This window comes from Stenotrophomonas genospecies 5, from assembly GCF_054473825.1.
Genome location: NZ_JBTMUW010000001.1, coordinates 2,710,264 through 2,726,825 on the forward strand (window position 1 = coordinate 2,710,264; position 16,562 = coordinate 2,726,825).

Genomic DNA, 16,562 nt, shown 5'->3' on the forward strand with positions numbered 1-16,562 from the left:
TAGCGCCGGGCCATGCCCGGCGGATCAGGGAGCGTCACAGCTCCTCGACCACCACGTTGCGGTTGGTGTAGATGCAGATGTCGCCCGCGATGTTGATCGCTTCACTGGCGATGGTGCGCGCATCCAGCGCCGTGTGCGCCATCAGCGCGCGGGCCGCCGACAGCGCGTAGGAACCGCCGGAACCGATGGCGATGATGCCGTCTTCCGGCTCGATCACGTCGCCGGTACCGCTGATGATCAGCGAGGTTTCCTTGTCGGCCACGGCCAACAGTGCTTCCAGCTTGCCCAGGCGACGCTCGGTGCGCCAGTCCTTGGCCAGCTCGACGGCGGCACGCTGCAGCTGGCCGTGCTTTTCCAGCTTGGCCTCGAACAGCTCGAACAGGGTGAAGGCATCGGCGGCCGCGCCGGCGAAACCGGCCAGCACCTGGCCATCGCGACCCAGCCGGCGCACCTTGCGCGCATTGCCCTTCATCACGGTGTGGCCGAGCGTGACCTGGCCGTCGCCGGCAATGGCCACATGCTCGCCGCGACGCACGCAGACGATGGTGGTGGCGTGGAAAACGTTGGGGTTCTGACTGGGGTCCATGCGGCCTCCGATAGCTGTTCCCGGGACATGGGGACAGCGCCGGGGCCGATCAAGCCTGCGCGGATGGCTGCCGTTCAGGGCTCGGGCGCCAGCGGCCGCCGTATCCGCCGGGCACGGCCCGGCGCTACCACTCCCGCCGGGCGTGGATTGGCGCTACCGGCGGCGCTTGGCGCGCGGATGCGCAGCGTCGTAGACCTTGGCCAGGTGCTGGAAATCCAGATGGGTGTAGATCTGCGTGGTGGCGATGTCGGCGTGCCCCAGCAGTTCCTGCACGCCGCGCAGGTCGCCGGACGACTCGAGGATGTGGCTGGCGAAGCTGTGCCGCAGCATGTGCGGATGCACGTGCTTGAACAGCCCTTGCCGCTGCGCCAGCTGGCGGATGCGGATCTGCACCGCGCGCTGGCTGATCGGCCCGTTGCGGCCCGGAAACACCGGGGTGGCCGGGGCGCCGCCGCTTTCGCTGCGCCACGCAAGCAGTGCCTCGCGCGCCGGCCTGCCGAACGGTACCCGACGCTGGCGGTTGCCTTTGCCCATCACGTTGACCAGTCCGCTGGCAAAATCCAGGTCACGCCAGGTCAATGCGCAGACCTCGCTCAGGCGCAGGCCGGAGGAATAGAACAGCTCCAGCAGCGCGCGGTCGCGTCGCCCCAGCTCGCCTTCCGGTTCCAGTTCGACCAGTTGCACGGCTTCATCGGCGTCGAGCACCTGCGGCAGCCTGCGCGGCGCTCGCGGTGCCTTCAGGGTGGCCGCTGGACTGACCTCGATGCGGCCATGCCTGAGCAGCCACGCATAAAAGCTGCGGCAGGCAGACAGCCGCCGCTGCAGGCTCTTGGCCGACAGGCCCCGGCGATGTTCATCGGCGACGAACTGTCGCACGGCGTCAGCATCCAGCGCCTCCACCGGCACGCCCCGCGGCTCGGCCCATGCCGCCAGCGCATCCAGGTCGCGACGGTAGGCGTCCAGCGTATGCGCCGACATCCGCCGTTCCACCTGCAGGTGCTGCAGGAACGCCATGACCGCGCTCATCGCCGCCGCGCTCCGCTCAGTCCTGGAAGCGCTTGAGGCCGGTGGCCAGGGCCTCGCCCATCATGCGCAGGAACAGCGTGCCCATGCCCGGGTAGAAGCGGTTCGGGTCATGGCTGCCGACCGCGATCAGGCCGACACCCGGCAGCGGCAGCAGGGCGGTGGTCTGCACCTCCTCACTGCGCGCGCCATACAGCACCGCGTTCTTTTCCGGCTGCAGGCGGCCGCAGATCGGCTCACCGTCCTTCAGGCAATCACGGAAGGGGCCCAGGCGTGGATCGTCGGCCGCGATGACCTGCAGCCATTCGGCCTGTTCCAGCCCGGCCACCGGCACGTGCACGACCAGCCGCACCAGATCACCCGCAAAATCCTCCTGCAGCGAGGCGGCCATCGCACGCAGGGTATCGGCGGCACTGCCCTGCTTCATCAGTGCCAGCGTCAGCTGGTGGGTGCGCACCGCCAGCCGTTCGTTGACCTGGGCGGTCGCGCCCAGATCGGCCAACCGTCGCGCCAGCTCGCGGTTCTTTTCCCGCAGCAGCTCCAGCTGGTAGCTGGCCAGCGATGCGGTCGGGCCGTCATCGCGCGGCACCACCAGGGTCAGCGCCAGGTCCGGGAACTGCTTGAGGAAGGCCGGATGGCGCCGCAACCAGGCAGCGACTTCATGGGCCCCGAGCTTGTCGACGGTCTCAGTCATGCGATCCACTCCCCTTCGAAGACGAATGCGGTGGGGCCGGCCATCACCACGGGCTGCCCCTCGCCCGGCCACTGGATGCGCAGTTCGCCGCCGGGCAGGCTGATGCGTGCATCGCGCTGCAGGCGACCGCGCTGCATGAGGGTGACTGCGGCTGCACAGGCGCCGCTGCCGCAGGCGAGGGTCTCGCCGACGCCCCGCTCGAACACGCGCAACCGCGCATGGTCCGGCGCGATGACCTGGGTGAAACCCACGTTCACCGACTTCGGGAACGAGGCATGCTGCTGCAGCAGCGCGCCGACGCGCTCGACCGGCGCCGCATCGATCAGGCCCACCTCGATCACGGCATGCGGATTGCCCATCGACACCGCAGCAAACCGCACGCTCTCGCCCTGCAGCGGCAGCAGATACTCCTCGCGCGGGTGGGCAAAGCCGACCAGCGGCACGCTGGCAGGTTCGAATGCGGGTACGCCCATGGTCACCGCATACTGGCCCTGGCCCAGCACCTGCACCGCATGGCTGGCCAGTGGGCTGTCGATGACGAATGCATCGCCCTGGGCACTGCCCTCGCGCACCAGCCAGGCCGCGATGCAGCGCGCGCCGTTGCCGCACTGCTCGGAATTGGAGCCATCGGCGTTCCAGATCCGGTACGAGGCGACCGAGCCTTCGACGCGCGGGGCCTCGATGGTCAGGATCTGGTCGCAGCCCACGCCGGTGTGGCGGTCGGCCAGGCGCGCGGCCAGCTGTGGCGTGGGCGGCGCGGTGCCGTCGCGCAGGTCGATCACTACGAAATCGTTACCCGCGCCGTGCATCTTGCTGAAACGCAGCGCGGTGGAACCGGTCTTACTCATTCCCGTCGTCCACCTTCTTCACCGGGTCCGGGGTCACCGACGGACTGCCGTCACCCGTGTCCTGGGTGGCAGGCGGGGTGGCTTCGCCGTCGGCATCGGTGGCCGGCTCGACGGTCTCTTCCACCGGCACCGGCTTCTGCGGCAGCACCAGCGGGCCCTTGTTGCCGCAGGCGGACAGGAACAGCAGCGAGGCCGCTGCCAGCGGAATCAGGATGGCGTTTCGATGGGGAATCTTCATGCCCCGAGTATAGCCACTGCCGGCTGAGCGGTTGGTGGAGGGTACGGCCCCCATGGCAGCGCCGGGCCATGCCCGGCGGAAGGGTCAGTCCTGCGGCGGCAGCGGCCGCGTCCACAGCCAGATCGCCACCACGGTCATGCTGCCGATGGAGAACCACTTCACCCAGGCGATCGGCACGCACCACAGCATGATCCCGGCGCAGACCGCCATGGTGATCGTGGCCATCCATTTGCCGTAGCGGCTGACCGCGCCATGCGCCTGCCAGTTGCTGATGGCCGGCCCGAAGCGCGGATGCTGCAGCAGCCAGGCATGCAGCCGCTCGGAGCCGCGCGAGGCGGCCCATGCCGAGATCAGGATGAATACGGTTGTCGGCAGCCCCGGCACGAAGATGCCGACGATGCCGGTGCCGAGACTGACATAGGCGAGCAGCCACCATGCCCAGCGGAAACGCACCGGCCGGCGGGTCGGGGCTGCGTCCTGGGCGGCAGGCGGTTCAGGCAGGCTCATGCTCGCAAGGATAACGGTTCGGGGTGCCCGGCAACGCCCGGCACCCCGCCGCAATCACGGTGCTGCGATACCCAGCTGCTGCAGCACGAAGGCATACGATTCGGACAGCTCGCGGTAACGCTGGAAGCGACCCGACTTGCCGCCATGGCCGGCCTCCATGTTGGTGCGGAACAGGATCGGGTAATGGCCAGTGTTGTCGTCGCGCAGCCTGGCCACCCACTTGGCCGGTTCCCAGTACTGCACCTGCGAATCCCACAGGCCGGTACCGACGAACAGCGCCGGATAATCCTGCTTCCTGACATTGTCGTAGGGCGAGTAGGAGAGCATGTAGTCGTAGTACTGCTTCTGCTCCGGGTTGCCCCACTCGTCGTACTCGTTGGTGGTCAGCGGGATGGTCGGATCCAGCATGGTGGTGACCACGTCCACGAACGGCACCTGCGCCACCATCACCCGGTAGTCCTGCGGCGCCTGGTTGGCCACCGCCCCCATCAGCAGGCCACCGGCACTGCCACCGGACGCGGCCACGCGATCCTTCGCCGCCCAGCCCTGCGCCACCAGTCCACGGGTAACGTCGATGAAGTCGTTGAAGGTGTTCTGCTTGTGCAGCAGCTTGCCGTTCTCGTACCAGTCGCGGCCCATCTCCTGGCCACCGCGGATGTGGGCGATGGCATACACCACGCCGCGATCGAGCAGGCTCACTGCCGTCTGGTTGAAGTACGGGTCCATCGACATGCCGTAGCTGCCGTAGGCGTACTGGAACAGCGCGCCCTTGCCGTCCTTCTGGTAGCCCTTGCGGTAGACCAGCGACACCGGCACCTTCACGCCATCGCGCGCAGTGATCCAGACGCGTTCGGTTTCGTACTTCGATGCGTCATAGCCGATCACCGGCTGCACCTTCAGCTGGCGGCGCTCGCCGGTGGCGGTGTTCAGCTCGAACACGGTGGTCGGGGTGGTCATCGAGGTGTAGACGTAGCGCAGCCATGGCGTATCGGCCTCGGTGTTGTCGCCCAGGCCCATCGAGTACGCCGGCTCATCGGCCTTCACGTAGTCGCTGCGGCCATCCTTGAACAGCAGGCGGATGCGCTCCAGGCCTTCGGAGCGCTCGGCAATGGCGGTGAAGCCATCAAACAGCTCGAAGCCTTCGATGAACACCGCATCGTCATGCGCGATCCAGTCCTTCCACTGCGCGCGCGAGGTGGCATCGGTCGGTGCGGTGACCAGTTTGAAGTTCTTTGCACTGTCGTTGGTACGTATCACCCAGCGGCCATCGTAGTGGTCGGCGTCGTACTCGACGTCGCGCTGGCGTGGCGCCAGCACGGTGAACGTGGTCGGGTCGCTGGCCGGCGCGTAGCGCTCTTCCGACGACACGGTACTGTGCACGCCGATGGTGATGAAGCGGTCGTCGCGGGTGCGGCCGATGCCCATGTAGAAGCTGTCGTCCTTCTCTTCGTAGACGACGGTGTCGGCGCTGGCCGGGGTGCCCAGCACGTGCTTCTTCACGCGCACGGTCAGCAGCGTTTCCGGATCGTTCTCGACGTACAGCACGGTGCGGTTGTCGTCGGCCCAGACCAGGTCGCCGGAACTGCCGGTGATCACGTCGGGCAGCACCTGCCCGGTCCGCAGGTCCTTGAAGCGGATCGTGTACTGGCGACGGCCCACGTCATCGTCGGCCCAGGCCAGCAGCTGGTTGTCCTGGCTGACTTCCATCGAGCCGACATTGAAGTAGCCCTTGCCGGCGGCCATTGCGTTGACGTCCAGCAGCACTTCTTCGGCGGCATCCATGCTGCCCTTGCGGCGTGCGTGGATCGGGTAGTCCTGCCCGGTCTCGAAGCGGCTGTAGTACCAGTAGCCGCGCTCGCGCGCCGGCACGCTGGAATCATCCTGCTTGATGCGGCCGACGATTTCCTTGTACAGCGCGTCTTCCAGCGGCTTCAATGGCGCCAGCACCTGGTCGGCATAGGCGTTCTCGGCCTGCAGGTAGGCCAGCATGTCCTTGTTCGCGCGCTTGTCGTCACGCAGCCAGTAATAGTCGTCGTTGCGGGTCGCGCCGAACGGGGCCTTGACCTCGTGCGGATGCCGGGCGGCGTCCGGCGGAACAGGCAGGGGGGCGGCGGTAGCGGTGCTGGTCATCAGGCTGGCGAGCAACAGGCAGAGGGTGGACTTCATGAGATAAGGCTCCAGGCGCTTCAATGCAATGGTCTTCGACGGGATCGGTTCCCTTTCCCCGAACAGCGATCTGACCCCAATCCCGTCGGCACCACAACCCTGCAGGTCGTCACGGTGCGGGTCCGCTGGCAGCGGTCGGCGTACCATGGGCGCATGAGTACCCTGCCCCACCCGCCGGTCTACAGCCGGCGCAGCCATGAAATCGCTCCGTTCCACGTGATGTCCCTGCTGGCCCGCGCGCAGGCGCTGGAACAGGCCGGCCACGATGTCATCCACCTGGAGATCGGCGAACCGGACTTCACCACGGCCGCGCCGGTGGTGCGTGCCGGCCAGGCGGCCCTGGCCGCCGGGCACACGCGCTACACCGCCGCACGCGGCCTGCCTGCGCTGCGCCAGGCGATCAGCGGTTTCTATCGCAGCCGTTACCGGCTGGATGTGGATCCGGAACGCATCCTGGTCACTCCTGGCGGCTCCGGCGCGCTGCTGCTGGCCAGCAGCCTGCTGGTCGACCCGGGCCGGCACTGGCTGCTGGCCGATCCCGGCTATCCCTGCAACCGGCATTTCCTGCGCCTGGTGGAAGGTGCCGCACAGCTGGTCCCGGTCGGTCCACAGACCGCCTACCAGCTCACACCCTCGCTGGTGCAACAGCACTGGAACACGGACAGCGTCGGCGCACTCGTCGCCTCGCCGGCCAACCCCACCGGCACGGTGCTGTCGGCCGATGAACTTGCGGCGCTGTCACGCGCACTGCACGCACGCGGCGGGCACCTGGTGGTGGACGAGATCTATCACGGCCTGACCTACGGCGTGGACGCGGCCAGCGTATTGCAGGTCGATGACAGCGCGTTCGTGCTGAACAGTTTCTCGAAGTACTTCGGCATGACCGGCTGGCGCCTGGGCTGGCTGGTGGCGCCGCCCGCAGCGGTGCCCGAACTGGAGAAGCTGGCGCAGAACCTGTACATCAGTGCGTCGAGCATCGCCCAGCATGCAGCCCTGGCCTGTTTCACCGATGAATCGATGGCGATCTTCGAACAGCGACGGGAGGCCTTCGGCCGGCGTCGCGATTTCCTGCTGCCGGCGCTGCGCGAGCTGGGCTTCCGCATCGAGGTGGAGCCGCAGGGCGCGTTTTATCTGTATGCCGATGTCAGTGCGTTCACCGATGATGCCCAGGCGTTCTGCGCGCACTTCCTCGAAACCGAGCATGTGGCCTTCACCCCGGGCCTGGATTTCGGCTTCCACCGCGCCAACCAGCATGTGCGCCTGGCCTATACCCAGGAAATCCCGCGGCTGCAGGAAGCGGTGGAGCGCATCGCGCGCGGGCTGCAACATTTCCGGTAGCGCCGGCCCATGCCCGGCGAGCGCGCAGCGCCGCCCATGAAAAACGCCGCCCGGGGGCGGCGTTTTTCATTTCGTCATTTACCGCCCAGGCGCTCCCACAGGAAGCTGTAGGCCAGGGCCGCCATGTGCGCGGCCTGCGCGTTGTTGGCTGCGCCGCCATGACCACCTTCGATGTTCTCGTAGTAGGTCACATCCTTGCCAGCGTCGATCATCTTCGCCGCCATCTTGCGGGCATGGGCCGGGTGCACGCGGTCATCGCGGGTGGAGGTGGTGAACAGCACCGGCGGGTAGTTCTTCTTCGCGTCGAACAGGTGGTACGGCGAGAAGGTCTTGATGAACTCCCAGTCGCTGGTATCGGGGTTGCCGTACTCGGCCATCCACGACGCGCCGGCCAGCAGGTGGCTGTAGCGCTTCATGTCCAGCAGCGGAACCTGCACCACCACCGCACCGAACAGCTCCGGGTACTGCGTCAGCATGTTGCCGGTCAGCAGGCCGCCGTTGCTGCCGCCCTGCACGCCCAGGTGCCTGGCACTGGTGATCCTGCGCTTGACCAGATCCTGTGCCACCGCGGCCATGTCCTCGTAGGCCTTGTGACGATTCTGCTTCAGCGCCGCCTGGTGCCAGCGTGGGCCGTACTCACCGCCACCACGGATGTTGGCGACCACGTACACACCGCCCCTCTCCAGCCAGGCGCGGCCCATGCCACCGGAATAGCCGGGTGTCAGCGAAATCTCGAAACCGCCGTAGCCGTACAGCAGGGTCGGATTGGAGCCGTCCAGCTTCATGTCCTTGGCATGCACCACGAAGTACGGCACACGGGTGCCATCCTTGCTGGTGGCGAAGTGCTGCTCGATCACCTTGCCCTCGGCATTGAAGAAGGCCGGCATGGTCTTCAGCGTTTCCGGTGCCTTGCCGATCTCGGCCAACGCCAGGGTGGTCGGCGTCAGATAGTCGGTGGCGGTCAGCCAGACCGCATCGCTGTCGTCGCTGTCCACTGCGCCCACGGCCAGAGTGCCGAATGCCGGCGCGCCGACAAACGCGCTCTTCTGCCAGCCATTGGCGCCCGGGGTCAGCACGGACAGGCGATTCTTCACATCGTCCAGCACGTTCAGGACCAGGTGGTTCTTGGTCCAGGTCGCACCGGCCAGCGAGGTGGTCGCGGTCGGGGTGAACAGGACCTCGAAGTCACGCTTGCCGGCCAGGAAGTCATCGAGCCGGGTCGCCAGCAGCGAGCCGGACGCGTAGGTCCTGCCGCCCACGGTCCAGGCGTCGCGCAGCTCCAGGGTCAGCCACTGCTTGTGCAGGCCCTTCTCGGCGGAGTTCGGCGCATCGATCTTGGTCAGCGTGCCATCGTCGCCGCGCAGGTAGACCTCATTGTTGTAGAACGCCAGCGTGCGGCTGACCAGGTTGCGCTCGAAGCCCGGGGTGTCATCGTGCATCGCCGCGATGTACATGTCCTCCGGCTTGCCTTCGTACACCACGCTGGCCGACGACATCGGCGTCCCACGCTTCCACAGCTTGGCCACGCGCGGGTAGCCGGAGGTGGTCATGGTGCCGGCACCGAAATCGGTGTAGACGAACACGGTATCGCGATCGATCCAGTTCAGGCCGCCCTTCGACTCGGGACGGAAGAAGCCATCCTCGATCCAGCGCTTCGTCGACAGATCGAACTCGCGGGTGACATCGGCATCCGCGCCGCCGCGTGACAGCGCGATCAGGCAGCGGCTGTAGTCCGGGCGCAGGCAGTCGGCGCCGTGCCAGACCCAGTTCTCGCCCTCGGCCTTGTTCAGTGCGTCCAGGTCAAGCACGGTTTCCCACTGCGGCGAGGCCTTGCGGTACTCGGCCAGGGTGGTGCGCCGCCACAGGCCACGTTCGTGCTGCTTGTCCTTCCAGAAGTTGTAGTAGTAGTCGCCGATCTTCTGCACGCCGGGAATCTTGGCATCCGAATCGAGCACCTCACGGATGCTGGCCTCCATCTGCCTGAAGGCCGGAGTCTGCGCCAGGCGCGCCTCGGCCTTGGCGTTCTGCTCCTTGACCCAGGACAGCGGCTTGTCGCCGGTGACGTCCTCCAGCCAGGCATAACGGTCGGTATCTTCAGCAGCCACGGCGGTCCCCACCGAGGCAGCGGTCATCATGCCAGCCAGCAGGCAGGCGGAAGCGAGTCGTGACATTGCAGCTCCAGGCAGTCATAAGCCGTGGAACGCTAGCACGGATCCGGACACCGCCCCCCGTGTCGAAGGTCAGGCGGCCGCCGTCGCGCCGCGCCGGCCGCGCGCGCCGGCTGCCCTCCGGCGGCGCGCCTGTCCACCGGTACGACGCGACGACCGCCGCCGCAGCGACGGCAATGGGCAGCGCAGCAACGCCCACCAGGCCACCAGCGGCATGCCGATCAGCCACAGGGGCAGCCAACCCAGCCAGGCACTGCTGCCACGGGCGGCCGGCCACACCAGGACCAGTGCGACGCCGGCCAGTGCCAGGTGCTGTACACCCCGCAGCAGGCGCGGATCGGCGCGTTCGCTGACGCGTTCAGTCGAGGGGCGGCGTGTGAGGCGTGCGCTCATGCGGGTTTCTCCGGTGGACAATGCAACACAGCTTGGGCAAGGGCCTTCTCATACGCTGCGACACCATTGACGGACCGCGTGCACACAGTCGACCATGCGCGTGCAAGCCCACTGGAGCCCGCTCCCGCATGACTTCGATCCGCCCGCTCTGCGCCGTGCTGCTGGCCCTGTCCCTGGCGGGCCCGGCGCTGGCTGCCAGCGATCCGCCGTCGCCGCGTGCCGCGGCGCCCCGCGCCCCCGATCCGAACGCGCCGATCGACCTGCAACGTTTCATGGGCACCTGGTACGTGATCGGCCGCGTGCCGAACTTCGTCGAGCGCGGTCACGTTGCCAGCGTCAACGAGTACGCGCTGCGCGACGATCACAAGGTTGCCATCACCTACCGCTACCGCAACGGCTTCAGCGAACCGCAACAGGAGATCCGCGCCCGTGCCAGCGTCGACCCGGACAGCGGCAACCATGGCTGGCGGACCTGGTTCTACCGCGTGGTGCCGACCCATTCGCGCGTTCTGGAAGTGGCGCCGGATTACTCCTGGGCACTGATCGGCTATCCGGGCCGCGAGATGGCGTGGATCTTTGCCCGTCGGCCTGACATGGACAAGACGCTGTACAAGGAGCTGGCCGAGCGCCTGCGCGACGAGTACGGAGTGAATACCGACAAGCTCAAGCGGGTGCCGCAGCGCCCGGACCAGGTCGGCAAACTGGGCTATGAAGTGCCCAACGCGCGGTGAGACGACGCCGCCGGGCATGGCCCGGCGCTACTGGAACGTCCGCGTGGCGGGGTAGCGCCGGGCCATGCCCGGCGGACGTGCCGGTTACCTGCGGGTGTAATGTGCGACCAGACGGTCGCCGAGCATCTGCAGCAGCTGCACCAGCACCAGCAGCAGCACCACGGTCACCAGGGCGACGTCGGTGTGCGAACGCTGGTAGCCATCACGGAACGCCAGATCGCCCAGGCCGCCCGAGCCGATCGCACCGCCCATGGCGGTGAAGCCGATCAGCGCAACGGTCGTGACCGTGGCACCTGCGATCAGGCCCGGCCGCGCTTCCGGCAGCAGCACACGGGTGACCAGCTGCCAGGTGGTTGCGCCCATCGCCTGGGTCGCCTCGATCACCCCACGGTCCACTTCGCGCAGCGCGGTTTCCACAAGCCGCGCATAGAACGGTGCGGCGCCGATCACCAAGGGCACGATCGCACCGCGAACACCCAGCGACGTCCCCATCATGAACAGCGTCACCGGAATCAGCACGATCATCAGGATGATGAAGGGCACCGAGCGCAGCAGGTTGACCACCAGCGCCAGCACGCCATAGGCGAACGGACGACGCTTCATCTGCGGCGCACCGAACAGGTACAGCAGCACGCCCAGCGGCAGCCCGATGGCCAGGGTCAAGGGCAGCGAACCGGCCAGCATCAGCAGAGTGTCGATGGTGGCCTGGCCGATATCGGCCCACTTGCCGGCATCCAGGTGGCGGAAGAATCCGTCCGCAGCAGCAATGATCATCGACGCAGTTCCTCGACATGCACGCCAGCGGCCACGAACGCGGCCTGCGCGGCGGCGTGATCGCCACCGACCAGGGCCACGACCAGTTGGCCATACGGTGTGTCCTTGATCCGGTCGATACGCCCGGACAGGATGTTGTAATCGACCCCGGTCTGGCGCGCGATGCTGCCCAGCAGGGGTTCGTAGGTATCGCCACCGAGGAAGGTCAAGCGCACGATGCGCCCACTCACGGCGTCGAAATCACGGTGCAGCGTTCCTTCGTCCACATGCTCCGATTCGCTGACGAAACGGCGGGTGGTGGGATGCTGCGGATGCAGGAACACCTGGGTGACCGGACCGGTCTCCACCAGCTGGCCGGCATCGAGCACCGCCACCCGGTCGCAGACGCGGCGGATCACATCCATCTCGTGGGTGATCAGCACGATGGTCAGGCCCAGCTCGCGGTTGATCTTCGACAGCAGCGCCAGCACCGACGCGGTGGTCTGCGGGTCGAGAGCACTGGTGGCCTCGTCGCACAGCAGGATCTGCGGGCGGGTGGCCAAGGCACGGGCGATGCCCACGCGCTGCTTCTGGCCTCCGGACAGCTGGGCCGGGTACTTCTGTGCGTGTGCCTGCAGGCCGACGGTCTGCAGCAGCTCGGCCACCCGGCTGTCGATCTCCGCCTTCGGTGTACCGGCCAGCTCCAGCGGGAAGGCGACGTTGCCCGCCACCGTGCGCGAGGACAGCAGGTTGAAGTGCTGGAAGATCATGCCGATTCGCCGGCGCAGCGAGCGCAGGCCGTCGGCATCCAGCGCGGTGATGTCCTCGCCTCCGATCAGCAATCGGCCACCGGAAGGCTCTTCCAGACGGTTGATCATGCGGATCAGCGTCGATTTGCCGGCACCGGAATGACCGATGATACCGAAGACCTCGCCGGCCTCGATGGTCAGGTCCAGCGGTTGCAGCGCGCTGACCGCGCGGCCGGCAACGGCATAGGATTTGTGCAGGCGCTGGAACTCGATCACGGGAGCGGCTCACCGGCAGGCGACAGAAGGGGGCGTGCAGCCTACCAGCGCCGGCGGTCGCGCGCCCGCGCCATGGGCCAGAATGTTATTCCTTTTGGTTCTAAGACGCCTGCTCCGGCGCGGATTCCGGGGTCAGAGCCCCTGTGGGGATCTGACCCCGGGGTCGGATCCCCGCAGGGGCTCCGACCCCGCTCCCCGGCCAAACCGGTTCAAGGATGATCCAGCGGCTTCGGCGGCTGCTGGCGGTTCACCCGCTCGCGGTGCAGCAGGTACAGGCCCGACGCCACGATGATTGCCGCCCCCACCCAGGTGTAGCCGTCCGGCAACTGCCCCCAGAAAGCCAGATCCCATCCGATCACCCAGACCAGGCCGCTGTACTCCAGGGGCGCGATCATGGATGCCTCGCCCAGCTGGAAGGCCTTGGTCAGGGCGATCTGACCCAGCGCACCGGCCAGCCCCATGCCTGCGATCAGCGGCGCGTGCGCCAGCAGCAGCGGCCTCCAGCCGGGAATCGCCAGCAGGCCCGCGCCGATCGCCATGATGACCAGGAACCAGACCACCATCGACTGCGAGGTGTCGGTACGGGTCAGCAGGCTGACCGTGATCGCCGCAACGGCGTAGGCGGTGGCCGCGGCCAGCACCATCAGGCCCGGCACCGAGATGAAGCCATCCACGCCGGGCCGCAGCACCACCAGCACGCCGACCAGGCCGATGCCGATGGCCACCCAGCGACGCGGTCCGACCCGTTCGCCCAGCAGCGGCACCGACAGGGCCGCGATCAGCAGCGGCGCGACGAAGTAGATGGTGTAGGCGGTGGACAGTGGCAGATCGCGCAACGCGAACACGAAGCAGCCGATCATCGCCATGCCCAGCGCGCCACGCAGCAGATGCAGGCCCCAGCGACGTGGCACCAGCGAACGCGGGCCCGCGCTGACCAGCACCCAGACCAGCACGAACGGCAACGACGCCGCGCCGCGCAGGAAGGTCACCTGCAGGGTGGGATAGCTGGCCGCCAGCTGCTTCATGCCGGCGTCCATCAGGGAGAAGCAGGCGACCGCGGCGACCATCCAGGCCACCGCGCGCGAGGGGGAGCGTTGCACGTTCATGGCCCATTATCGCCGAGCCGGCGGCGGGATGCCGTTGCAGCGATGCCCAGCGCCACGGAAAGCGGGCAGGCTGGCCGGCGCGATAGAATGTCCGCACTGAATTCTGCGGAGCATCGCCCATGCCTTCCTTCGACGTCGTCTCCGAAGTCGACACCCACGAGCTGACCAACGCCATCGACCAGGCCAACCGCGAACTGAGCACCCGCTTCGATTTCAAGGGCGTGGACGCCAAGTTCGAGCGTGATGGCGATGTCATCAACCAGTTCGCGCCGACCGAGTTCCAGCTCAAGCAGATGAACGACATCCTGCGTGCGCGTCTGGCAGCGCGCGGCATCGACGTGCTGAGCCTGGAGTTCGGCGACATCGAGACCAATCTGGCGCAGGCGCGGCAGAAGATCACCGTCAAGCAGGGCATCGAGCAGAAGGTGGCCAAGAAGATCGCCGCCGCACTGAAGGACGCCAAGCTGAAGGTGGAGAGCCAGATCAATGGCGACAAGCTGCGCGTGCAGGGCAAGAAGCGCGACGATCTGCAGGACGCGATCGCAGTACTGAAGGCCGGCAAGTTCGAGCTGCCGCTGCAGTTCAACAATTTCCGCGACTGACTGCTCCGCCGGGCGTGGCCCGGCACCGCGCTCGATCAATCACGCAGCAGCTTGTACAGCGTGGTGCGCGAGATGCCCAGCTGGCGTGCGGCCAGACTGAGATTGCCGTCCGCCGCCTGCGCCGCCCGGCGCGCCGCTTCACGCTGCTGATCGCGCAGCGCCGGCGCCGCCATCGTCGCCGGTGAAGACCGTCGCACGCTGTTGCCAGCGACATTGCGCGGCGCCTGCAGATGCTGCAGGTAGACCGCACTGCCCTCGCCCAACCGGACCCGATGCGGCGCCCCCGGCTGCAGCAGGCGCCGCCGCTGTGCGGCACTGGCGCCGGCAAACACCGCTGCAATATCCAGCAACGGCAGTGGCCCGCGCCGCGGCAGGCCCAACAGACGCCGGGCCACACGGTTGGCGGCGCGCAGCTGGCCATCCTCCTGCACCGCCAGCAGCCCCTGCAAGGGTGACGCCAGCCAGCGCGGATCATGCTGCAGCGCCAGCAGGTGCACATCGGCAAGCGTGTGGAACAGGCGATTCTCGCTGGCCAGTGCGGCCTGCCGGAAATAGCCCTGCAGCAGCGAAGGATCGCGCTCACCCAGCCCGGTGATATCGATCACTCCGCATACCCGCCCGTCGAGATCGTGCAGGGGTTCACTGAGGCAGAACACCGGAGCGAAACGCTGCAGGTAATGTTCATTGCCGCGCACCAGCGCTGGCAGGTCGTCGGCCAGGCTGACCGCCGGCGCGGTGGTGCCGATCTCGCTTTCGCCCAGCCGCCGCCCGACCTGGATCGGCCGCAGCAGGGGCGAGTCTTCCAGGCCATGCGCCTGCTGCGCGATCACCATGCCCTCGCGGTTGGCGCAGAACATCGTCCAGCCACGTCCGCCGAAAGCGGCCCACAGCTGTTCCAGCTCCGGTTGCACGCAGCGTGCCAGGCGACGGTCGTCGCGCTGTGGCAGATGCCGGCCATCGCTCTGCAGCGGCAGGTAGACCGGTTCCTGCCCGGGCTGCAGGCCAGCCGCGCGCGAGCGAATCCACGACTGCTGCAACGGCTGCGGCAACACGCTCAATGAACGCGCGTCGCCCTCGGCAAAGGCCGCGCGTGCCGCTACCAGCTGCTGTTGCCCGACGGAGGTTGCGATCATTGGCGCAGCGTACACCCGCCAGCGGCAACGCCACGTTACGCTCCGATGAGGTATTGGCCTGCGGTTGCCGCCCATCCGGCAGGTGCAGGGCGAAGCCCTGCAGCCCTGCCTTCAGATCACGCCGCGATGCGCAGGATCGGCTTCAGGGTGATGCCCCGGGTGCTGTCCTCGGCCGCCTGGTTGATCTGCTCCAGCGGGTAGAACTTCACCAGCCTGTCGAACGGGAAGCGGCCCTGCTGGAACAGCGTGACCAGCTGCGGAATGAACACCTGCGGCACACTGTCGCCTTCCACGATGCCACGGATGCTGCGGCCACCCAGCAGCAGGTTGTTCACGTCGAAACTGGCGGTCGTGCCCAGCTTTGGTGCACCGACCACGCCCATCATGCCCAAGCCCCCCAAGGCCTCGATACCGGCAGAGAGCACCTCCGGGCGACCGGTCGATTCCAGCGCGAAATCGGCGCCACCGCCGGTGATGGCGCGCACGGCCTCGACCACATCGGTCTCGCGGCTGTTGACCACGTGGGTGGCGCCCAGCTCCAGCGCGAGTGCCAGGCGCGACGGCACCACATCGATGGCGATGATGGTCGTGGCACCGGCCACCTTGGCCGCCATCACCGCACTCAGACCGACTGCGCCGGCACCGTAGCTGGCAAAACTGCTGCCCGAGCGTACCTTCAGCGAATTGAGTACCGCGCCGGCACCGGTCTGGATGCCGCAGCCCAGCGGGCCCAGCAGTTCCAGAGGCGCATCGTCGGGCACTTTGATCGCATTGATCTCGCGCGCCAGCGCATAGGTGGCAAACGAAGATTGCGCGAAGAAATGGTCGTGCAACGGCTGACCCTGCGCATCGGTGATGGCGGTATGGCCGTGGCCATCATCGCCCCCGAAGTTCAGCGCGAAGAAATCCCTGCAGTAGGCGCCATGACCGCCCCGGCACGGATTGCAGTGGCCGCAGGCGCCATAGGTCAGCACCACGTGATCCCCTGCTTTCAGTTCCTTTACGTTGGGGCCGACCGCCTCCACGACGCCGGCGCCTTCGTGACCCAGCACCGCGGGCAACGGCACCGGGTAGTACTGATCGCGCACGATCAGGTCGGTGTGGCACAGGCCGGTGGCTACCACCTTCACCAGGACCTCATCCTCCTGCGGGCCGCGCAGCCGGGCCTGCTCGATGACGAAGGGTTGTTCCTTGCCGCGGACCACTGCGGCGGTGATCTCGCGTGTTGCCGTATTGTCGTTCATCGTGATG

The 16,562-nt window shown here is 67.5% G+C and carries 17 protein-coding genes and 1 pseudogene; 4 read left to right on the forward strand and 14 right to left on the reverse strand.

Translation table 11 applies throughout. From position 1 onward, the window contains the following. Positions 1-34: 34 nt before the first annotated feature. The 7 genes from hslV to ACX9OW_RS12440 form a co-directional block, all read right to left on the reverse strand. Positions 35-586: an ATP-dependent protease subunit HslV gene (hslV, locus tag ACX9OW_RS12410; protein ID WP_053520176.1), complete on the reverse strand. Its 552-nt coding sequence runs from the start codon at positions 584-586 to the stop codon at positions 35-37. A 153-nt stretch (positions 587-739) separates the two neighbouring features. After that, positions 740-1,612, reverse strand: coding sequence for a tyrosine recombinase XerC (gene xerC, locus ACX9OW_RS12415; RefSeq protein ID WP_193396463.1), 873 nt, complete (start codon positions 1,610-1,612; stop codon positions 740-742). Positions 1,613-1,628: 16 nt separating this feature from the next. Continuing rightward, a complete protein-coding gene (locus ACX9OW_RS12420; RefSeq protein ID WP_065175177.1) occupies positions 1,629-2,303 on the reverse strand; it encodes a DUF484 family protein in 675 nt (224 codons plus the stop codon). Further along, complete coding sequence (dapF, locus tag ACX9OW_RS12425) at positions 2,300-3,151, reverse strand: diaminopimelate epimerase (RefSeq protein ID WP_065175178.1); 852 nt, start codon at positions 3,149-3,151, stop codon at positions 2,300-2,302. The genes ACX9OW_RS12420 and dapF overlap by 4 nt, the downstream gene beginning before the upstream one ends. Then, positions 3,144-3,389, reverse strand: a complete 246-nt coding sequence (gene lptM, locus ACX9OW_RS12430; RefSeq protein WP_053520180.1) for an LPS translocon maturation chaperone LptM — start codon at positions 3,387-3,389, stop codon at positions 3,144-3,146. Before lptM ends, dapF begins: the two co-directional genes overlap by 8 nt. 84 nt (positions 3,390-3,473) lie before the next feature. After that, complete coding sequence (locus ACX9OW_RS12435; protein ID WP_053520181.1) at positions 3,474-3,896, reverse strand: YbaN family protein; 423 nt, start codon at positions 3,894-3,896, stop codon at positions 3,474-3,476. A 54-nt stretch (positions 3,897-3,950) separates the two neighbouring features. Further along, positions 3,951-6,026 (reverse strand): S9 family peptidase, encoded by a 2,076-nt coding sequence (locus ACX9OW_RS12440; RefSeq protein WP_428992939.1) that lies wholly within the window; start codon positions 6,024-6,026, stop codon positions 3,951-3,953. On the opposite strand from ACX9OW_RS12440, the pseudogene ACX9OW_RS12445 reads away from it, so the two are divergent. Both ACX9OW_RS12445 and ACX9OW_RS12450 read left to right on the forward strand, forming a co-directional pair. Then, positions 6,004-6,069, forward strand: a pseudogene (locus ACX9OW_RS12445) (hypothetical protein); the annotation flags it as partial. The gene ACX9OW_RS12440 and the pseudogene ACX9OW_RS12445 sit on opposite strands and share 23 nt — an antisense overlap. Positions 6,070-6,215: 146 nt before the next feature. Next, positions 6,216-7,400: a pyridoxal phosphate-dependent aminotransferase gene (locus ACX9OW_RS12450; RefSeq protein WP_459062332.1), complete on the forward strand. Its 1,185-nt coding sequence runs from the start codon at positions 6,216-6,218 to the stop codon at positions 7,398-7,400. Between the two features lie 74 nt (positions 7,401-7,474). On the opposite strand, the gene ACX9OW_RS12455 is transcribed toward ACX9OW_RS12450, so the two are convergent. Beyond that, complete coding sequence (locus ACX9OW_RS12455) at positions 7,475-9,571, reverse strand: prolyl oligopeptidase family serine peptidase (RefSeq protein ID WP_459062333.1); 2,097 nt, start codon at positions 9,569-9,571, stop codon at positions 7,475-7,477. A gap of 69 nt (positions 9,572-9,640) precedes the next feature. Beyond that, positions 9,641-9,961 carry a hypothetical protein gene (locus tag ACX9OW_RS12460; RefSeq protein ID WP_053519814.1) on the reverse strand — a complete coding sequence of 107 codons (321 nt, stop codon included), beginning with the start codon at positions 9,959-9,961 and terminating at the stop codon, positions 9,641-9,643. A gap of 128 nt (positions 9,962-10,089) precedes the next feature. On the opposite strand from ACX9OW_RS12460, the gene ACX9OW_RS12465 reads away from it, so the two are divergent. Further along, positions 10,090-10,692: a lipocalin family protein gene (locus tag ACX9OW_RS12465; RefSeq protein WP_053519815.1), complete on the forward strand. Its 603-nt coding sequence runs from the start codon at positions 10,090-10,092 to the stop codon at positions 10,690-10,692. A gap of 84 nt (positions 10,693-10,776) precedes the next feature. Here ACX9OW_RS12465 and ACX9OW_RS12470 read toward each other — a convergent pair whose 3' ends face one another. The 3 genes from ACX9OW_RS12470 to ACX9OW_RS12480 form a co-directional block, all read right to left on the reverse strand. Next, positions 10,777-11,466, reverse strand: coding sequence for a methionine ABC transporter permease (locus ACX9OW_RS12470; protein ID WP_053519816.1), 690 nt, complete (start codon positions 11,464-11,466; stop codon positions 10,777-10,779). Next, positions 11,463-12,470, reverse strand: coding sequence for a methionine ABC transporter ATP-binding protein (locus tag ACX9OW_RS12475; protein WP_065181774.1), 1,008 nt, complete (start codon positions 12,468-12,470; stop codon positions 11,463-11,465). The genes ACX9OW_RS12470 and ACX9OW_RS12475 overlap by 4 nt, the downstream gene beginning before the upstream one ends. 209 nt (positions 12,471-12,679) lie before the next feature. Then, a complete protein-coding gene (locus tag ACX9OW_RS12480) occupies positions 12,680-13,576 on the reverse strand; it encodes a DMT family transporter (protein ID WP_065175182.1) in 897 nt (298 codons plus the stop codon). 119 nt (positions 13,577-13,695) lie between these two features. Here ACX9OW_RS12480 and ACX9OW_RS12485 point away from each other — a divergent pair, with 119 nt between their 5' ends. Then, positions 13,696-14,178, forward strand: coding sequence for a YajQ family cyclic di-GMP-binding protein (locus tag ACX9OW_RS12485; RefSeq protein ID WP_053519819.1), 483 nt, complete (start codon positions 13,696-13,698; stop codon positions 14,176-14,178). A 35-nt stretch (positions 14,179-14,213) separates the two neighbouring features. On the opposite strand, the gene ACX9OW_RS12490 is transcribed toward ACX9OW_RS12485, so the two are convergent. Together ACX9OW_RS12490 and ACX9OW_RS12495 are read right to left on the reverse strand one after the other, a co-directional pair. Beyond that, positions 14,214-15,311 (reverse strand): helix-turn-helix domain-containing protein, encoded by a 1,098-nt coding sequence (locus tag ACX9OW_RS12490; RefSeq protein ID WP_459062334.1) that lies wholly within the window; start codon positions 15,309-15,311, stop codon positions 14,214-14,216. Between the two features lie 116 nt (positions 15,312-15,427). Continuing rightward, a complete protein-coding gene (locus ACX9OW_RS12495) occupies positions 15,428-16,555 on the reverse strand; it encodes an NAD(P)-dependent alcohol dehydrogenase (protein WP_053519821.1) in 1,128 nt (375 codons plus the stop codon). Positions 16,556-16,562: the final 7 nt, after the last annotated feature.

Bases quoted from the DNA above. Each gene is read 5' to 3' on its own strand.
- ACX9OW_RS12460 (WP_053519814.1), bottom strand. From the start codon at position 9,961: ATGAGCGCACGCCTCACACGCCGCCCCTCGACTGAACGCGTCAGCGAA.
- ACX9OW_RS12485 (WP_053519819.1), top strand. From the start codon at position 13,696: ATGCCTTCCTTCGACGTCGTCTCCGAAGTCGACACCCACGAGCTGACC.
- xerC (WP_193396463.1), bottom strand. From the start codon at position 1,612: ATGAGCGCGGTCATGGCGTTCCTGCAGCACCTGCAGGTGGAACGGCGG.
- ACX9OW_RS12440 (WP_428992939.1), bottom strand. From the start codon at position 6,026: ATGACCAGCACCGCTACCGCCGCCCCCCTGCCTGTTCCGCCGGACGCC.
- hslV (WP_053520176.1), bottom strand. From the start codon at position 586: ATGGACCCCAGTCAGAACCCCAACGTTTTCCACGCCACCACCATCGTC.
- ACX9OW_RS12435 (WP_053520181.1), bottom strand. From the start codon at position 3,896: ATGAGCCTGCCTGAACCGCCTGCCGCCCAGGACGCAGCCCCGACCCGC.
- lptM (WP_053520180.1), bottom strand. From the start codon at position 3,389: ATGAAGATTCCCCATCGAAACGCCATCCTGATTCCGCTGGCAGCGGCC.
- ACX9OW_RS12455 (WP_459062333.1), bottom strand. From the start codon at position 9,571: ATGTCACGACTCGCTTCCGCCTGCCTGCTGGCTGGCATGATGACCGCT.
- dapF (WP_065175178.1), bottom strand. From the start codon at position 3,151: ATGAGTAAGACCGGTTCCACCGCGCTGCGTTTCAGCAAGATGCACGGC.
- ACX9OW_RS12420 (WP_065175177.1), bottom strand. From the start codon at position 2,303: ATGACTGAGACCGTCGACAAGCTCGGGGCCCATGAAGTCGCTGCCTGG.
- ACX9OW_RS12495 (WP_053519821.1), bottom strand. From the start codon at position 16,555: ATGAACGACAATACGGCAACACGCGAGATCACCGCCGCAGTGGTCCGC.
- ACX9OW_RS12490 (WP_459062334.1), bottom strand. From the start codon at position 15,311: ATGATCGCAACCTCCGTCGGGCAACAGCAGCTGGTAGCGGCACGCGCG.
- ACX9OW_RS12450 (WP_459062332.1), top strand. From the start codon at position 6,216: ATGAGTACCCTGCCCCACCCGCCGGTCTACAGCCGGCGCAGCCATGAA.
- ACX9OW_RS12465 (WP_053519815.1), top strand. From the start codon at position 10,090: ATGACTTCGATCCGCCCGCTCTGCGCCGTGCTGCTGGCCCTGTCCCTG.
- ACX9OW_RS12470 (WP_053519816.1), bottom strand. From the start codon at position 11,466: ATGATCATTGCTGCTGCGGACGGATTCTTCCGCCACCTGGATGCCGGC.
- ACX9OW_RS12480 (WP_065175182.1), bottom strand. From the start codon at position 13,576: ATGAACGTGCAACGCTCCCCCTCGCGCGCGGTGGCCTGGATGGTCGCC.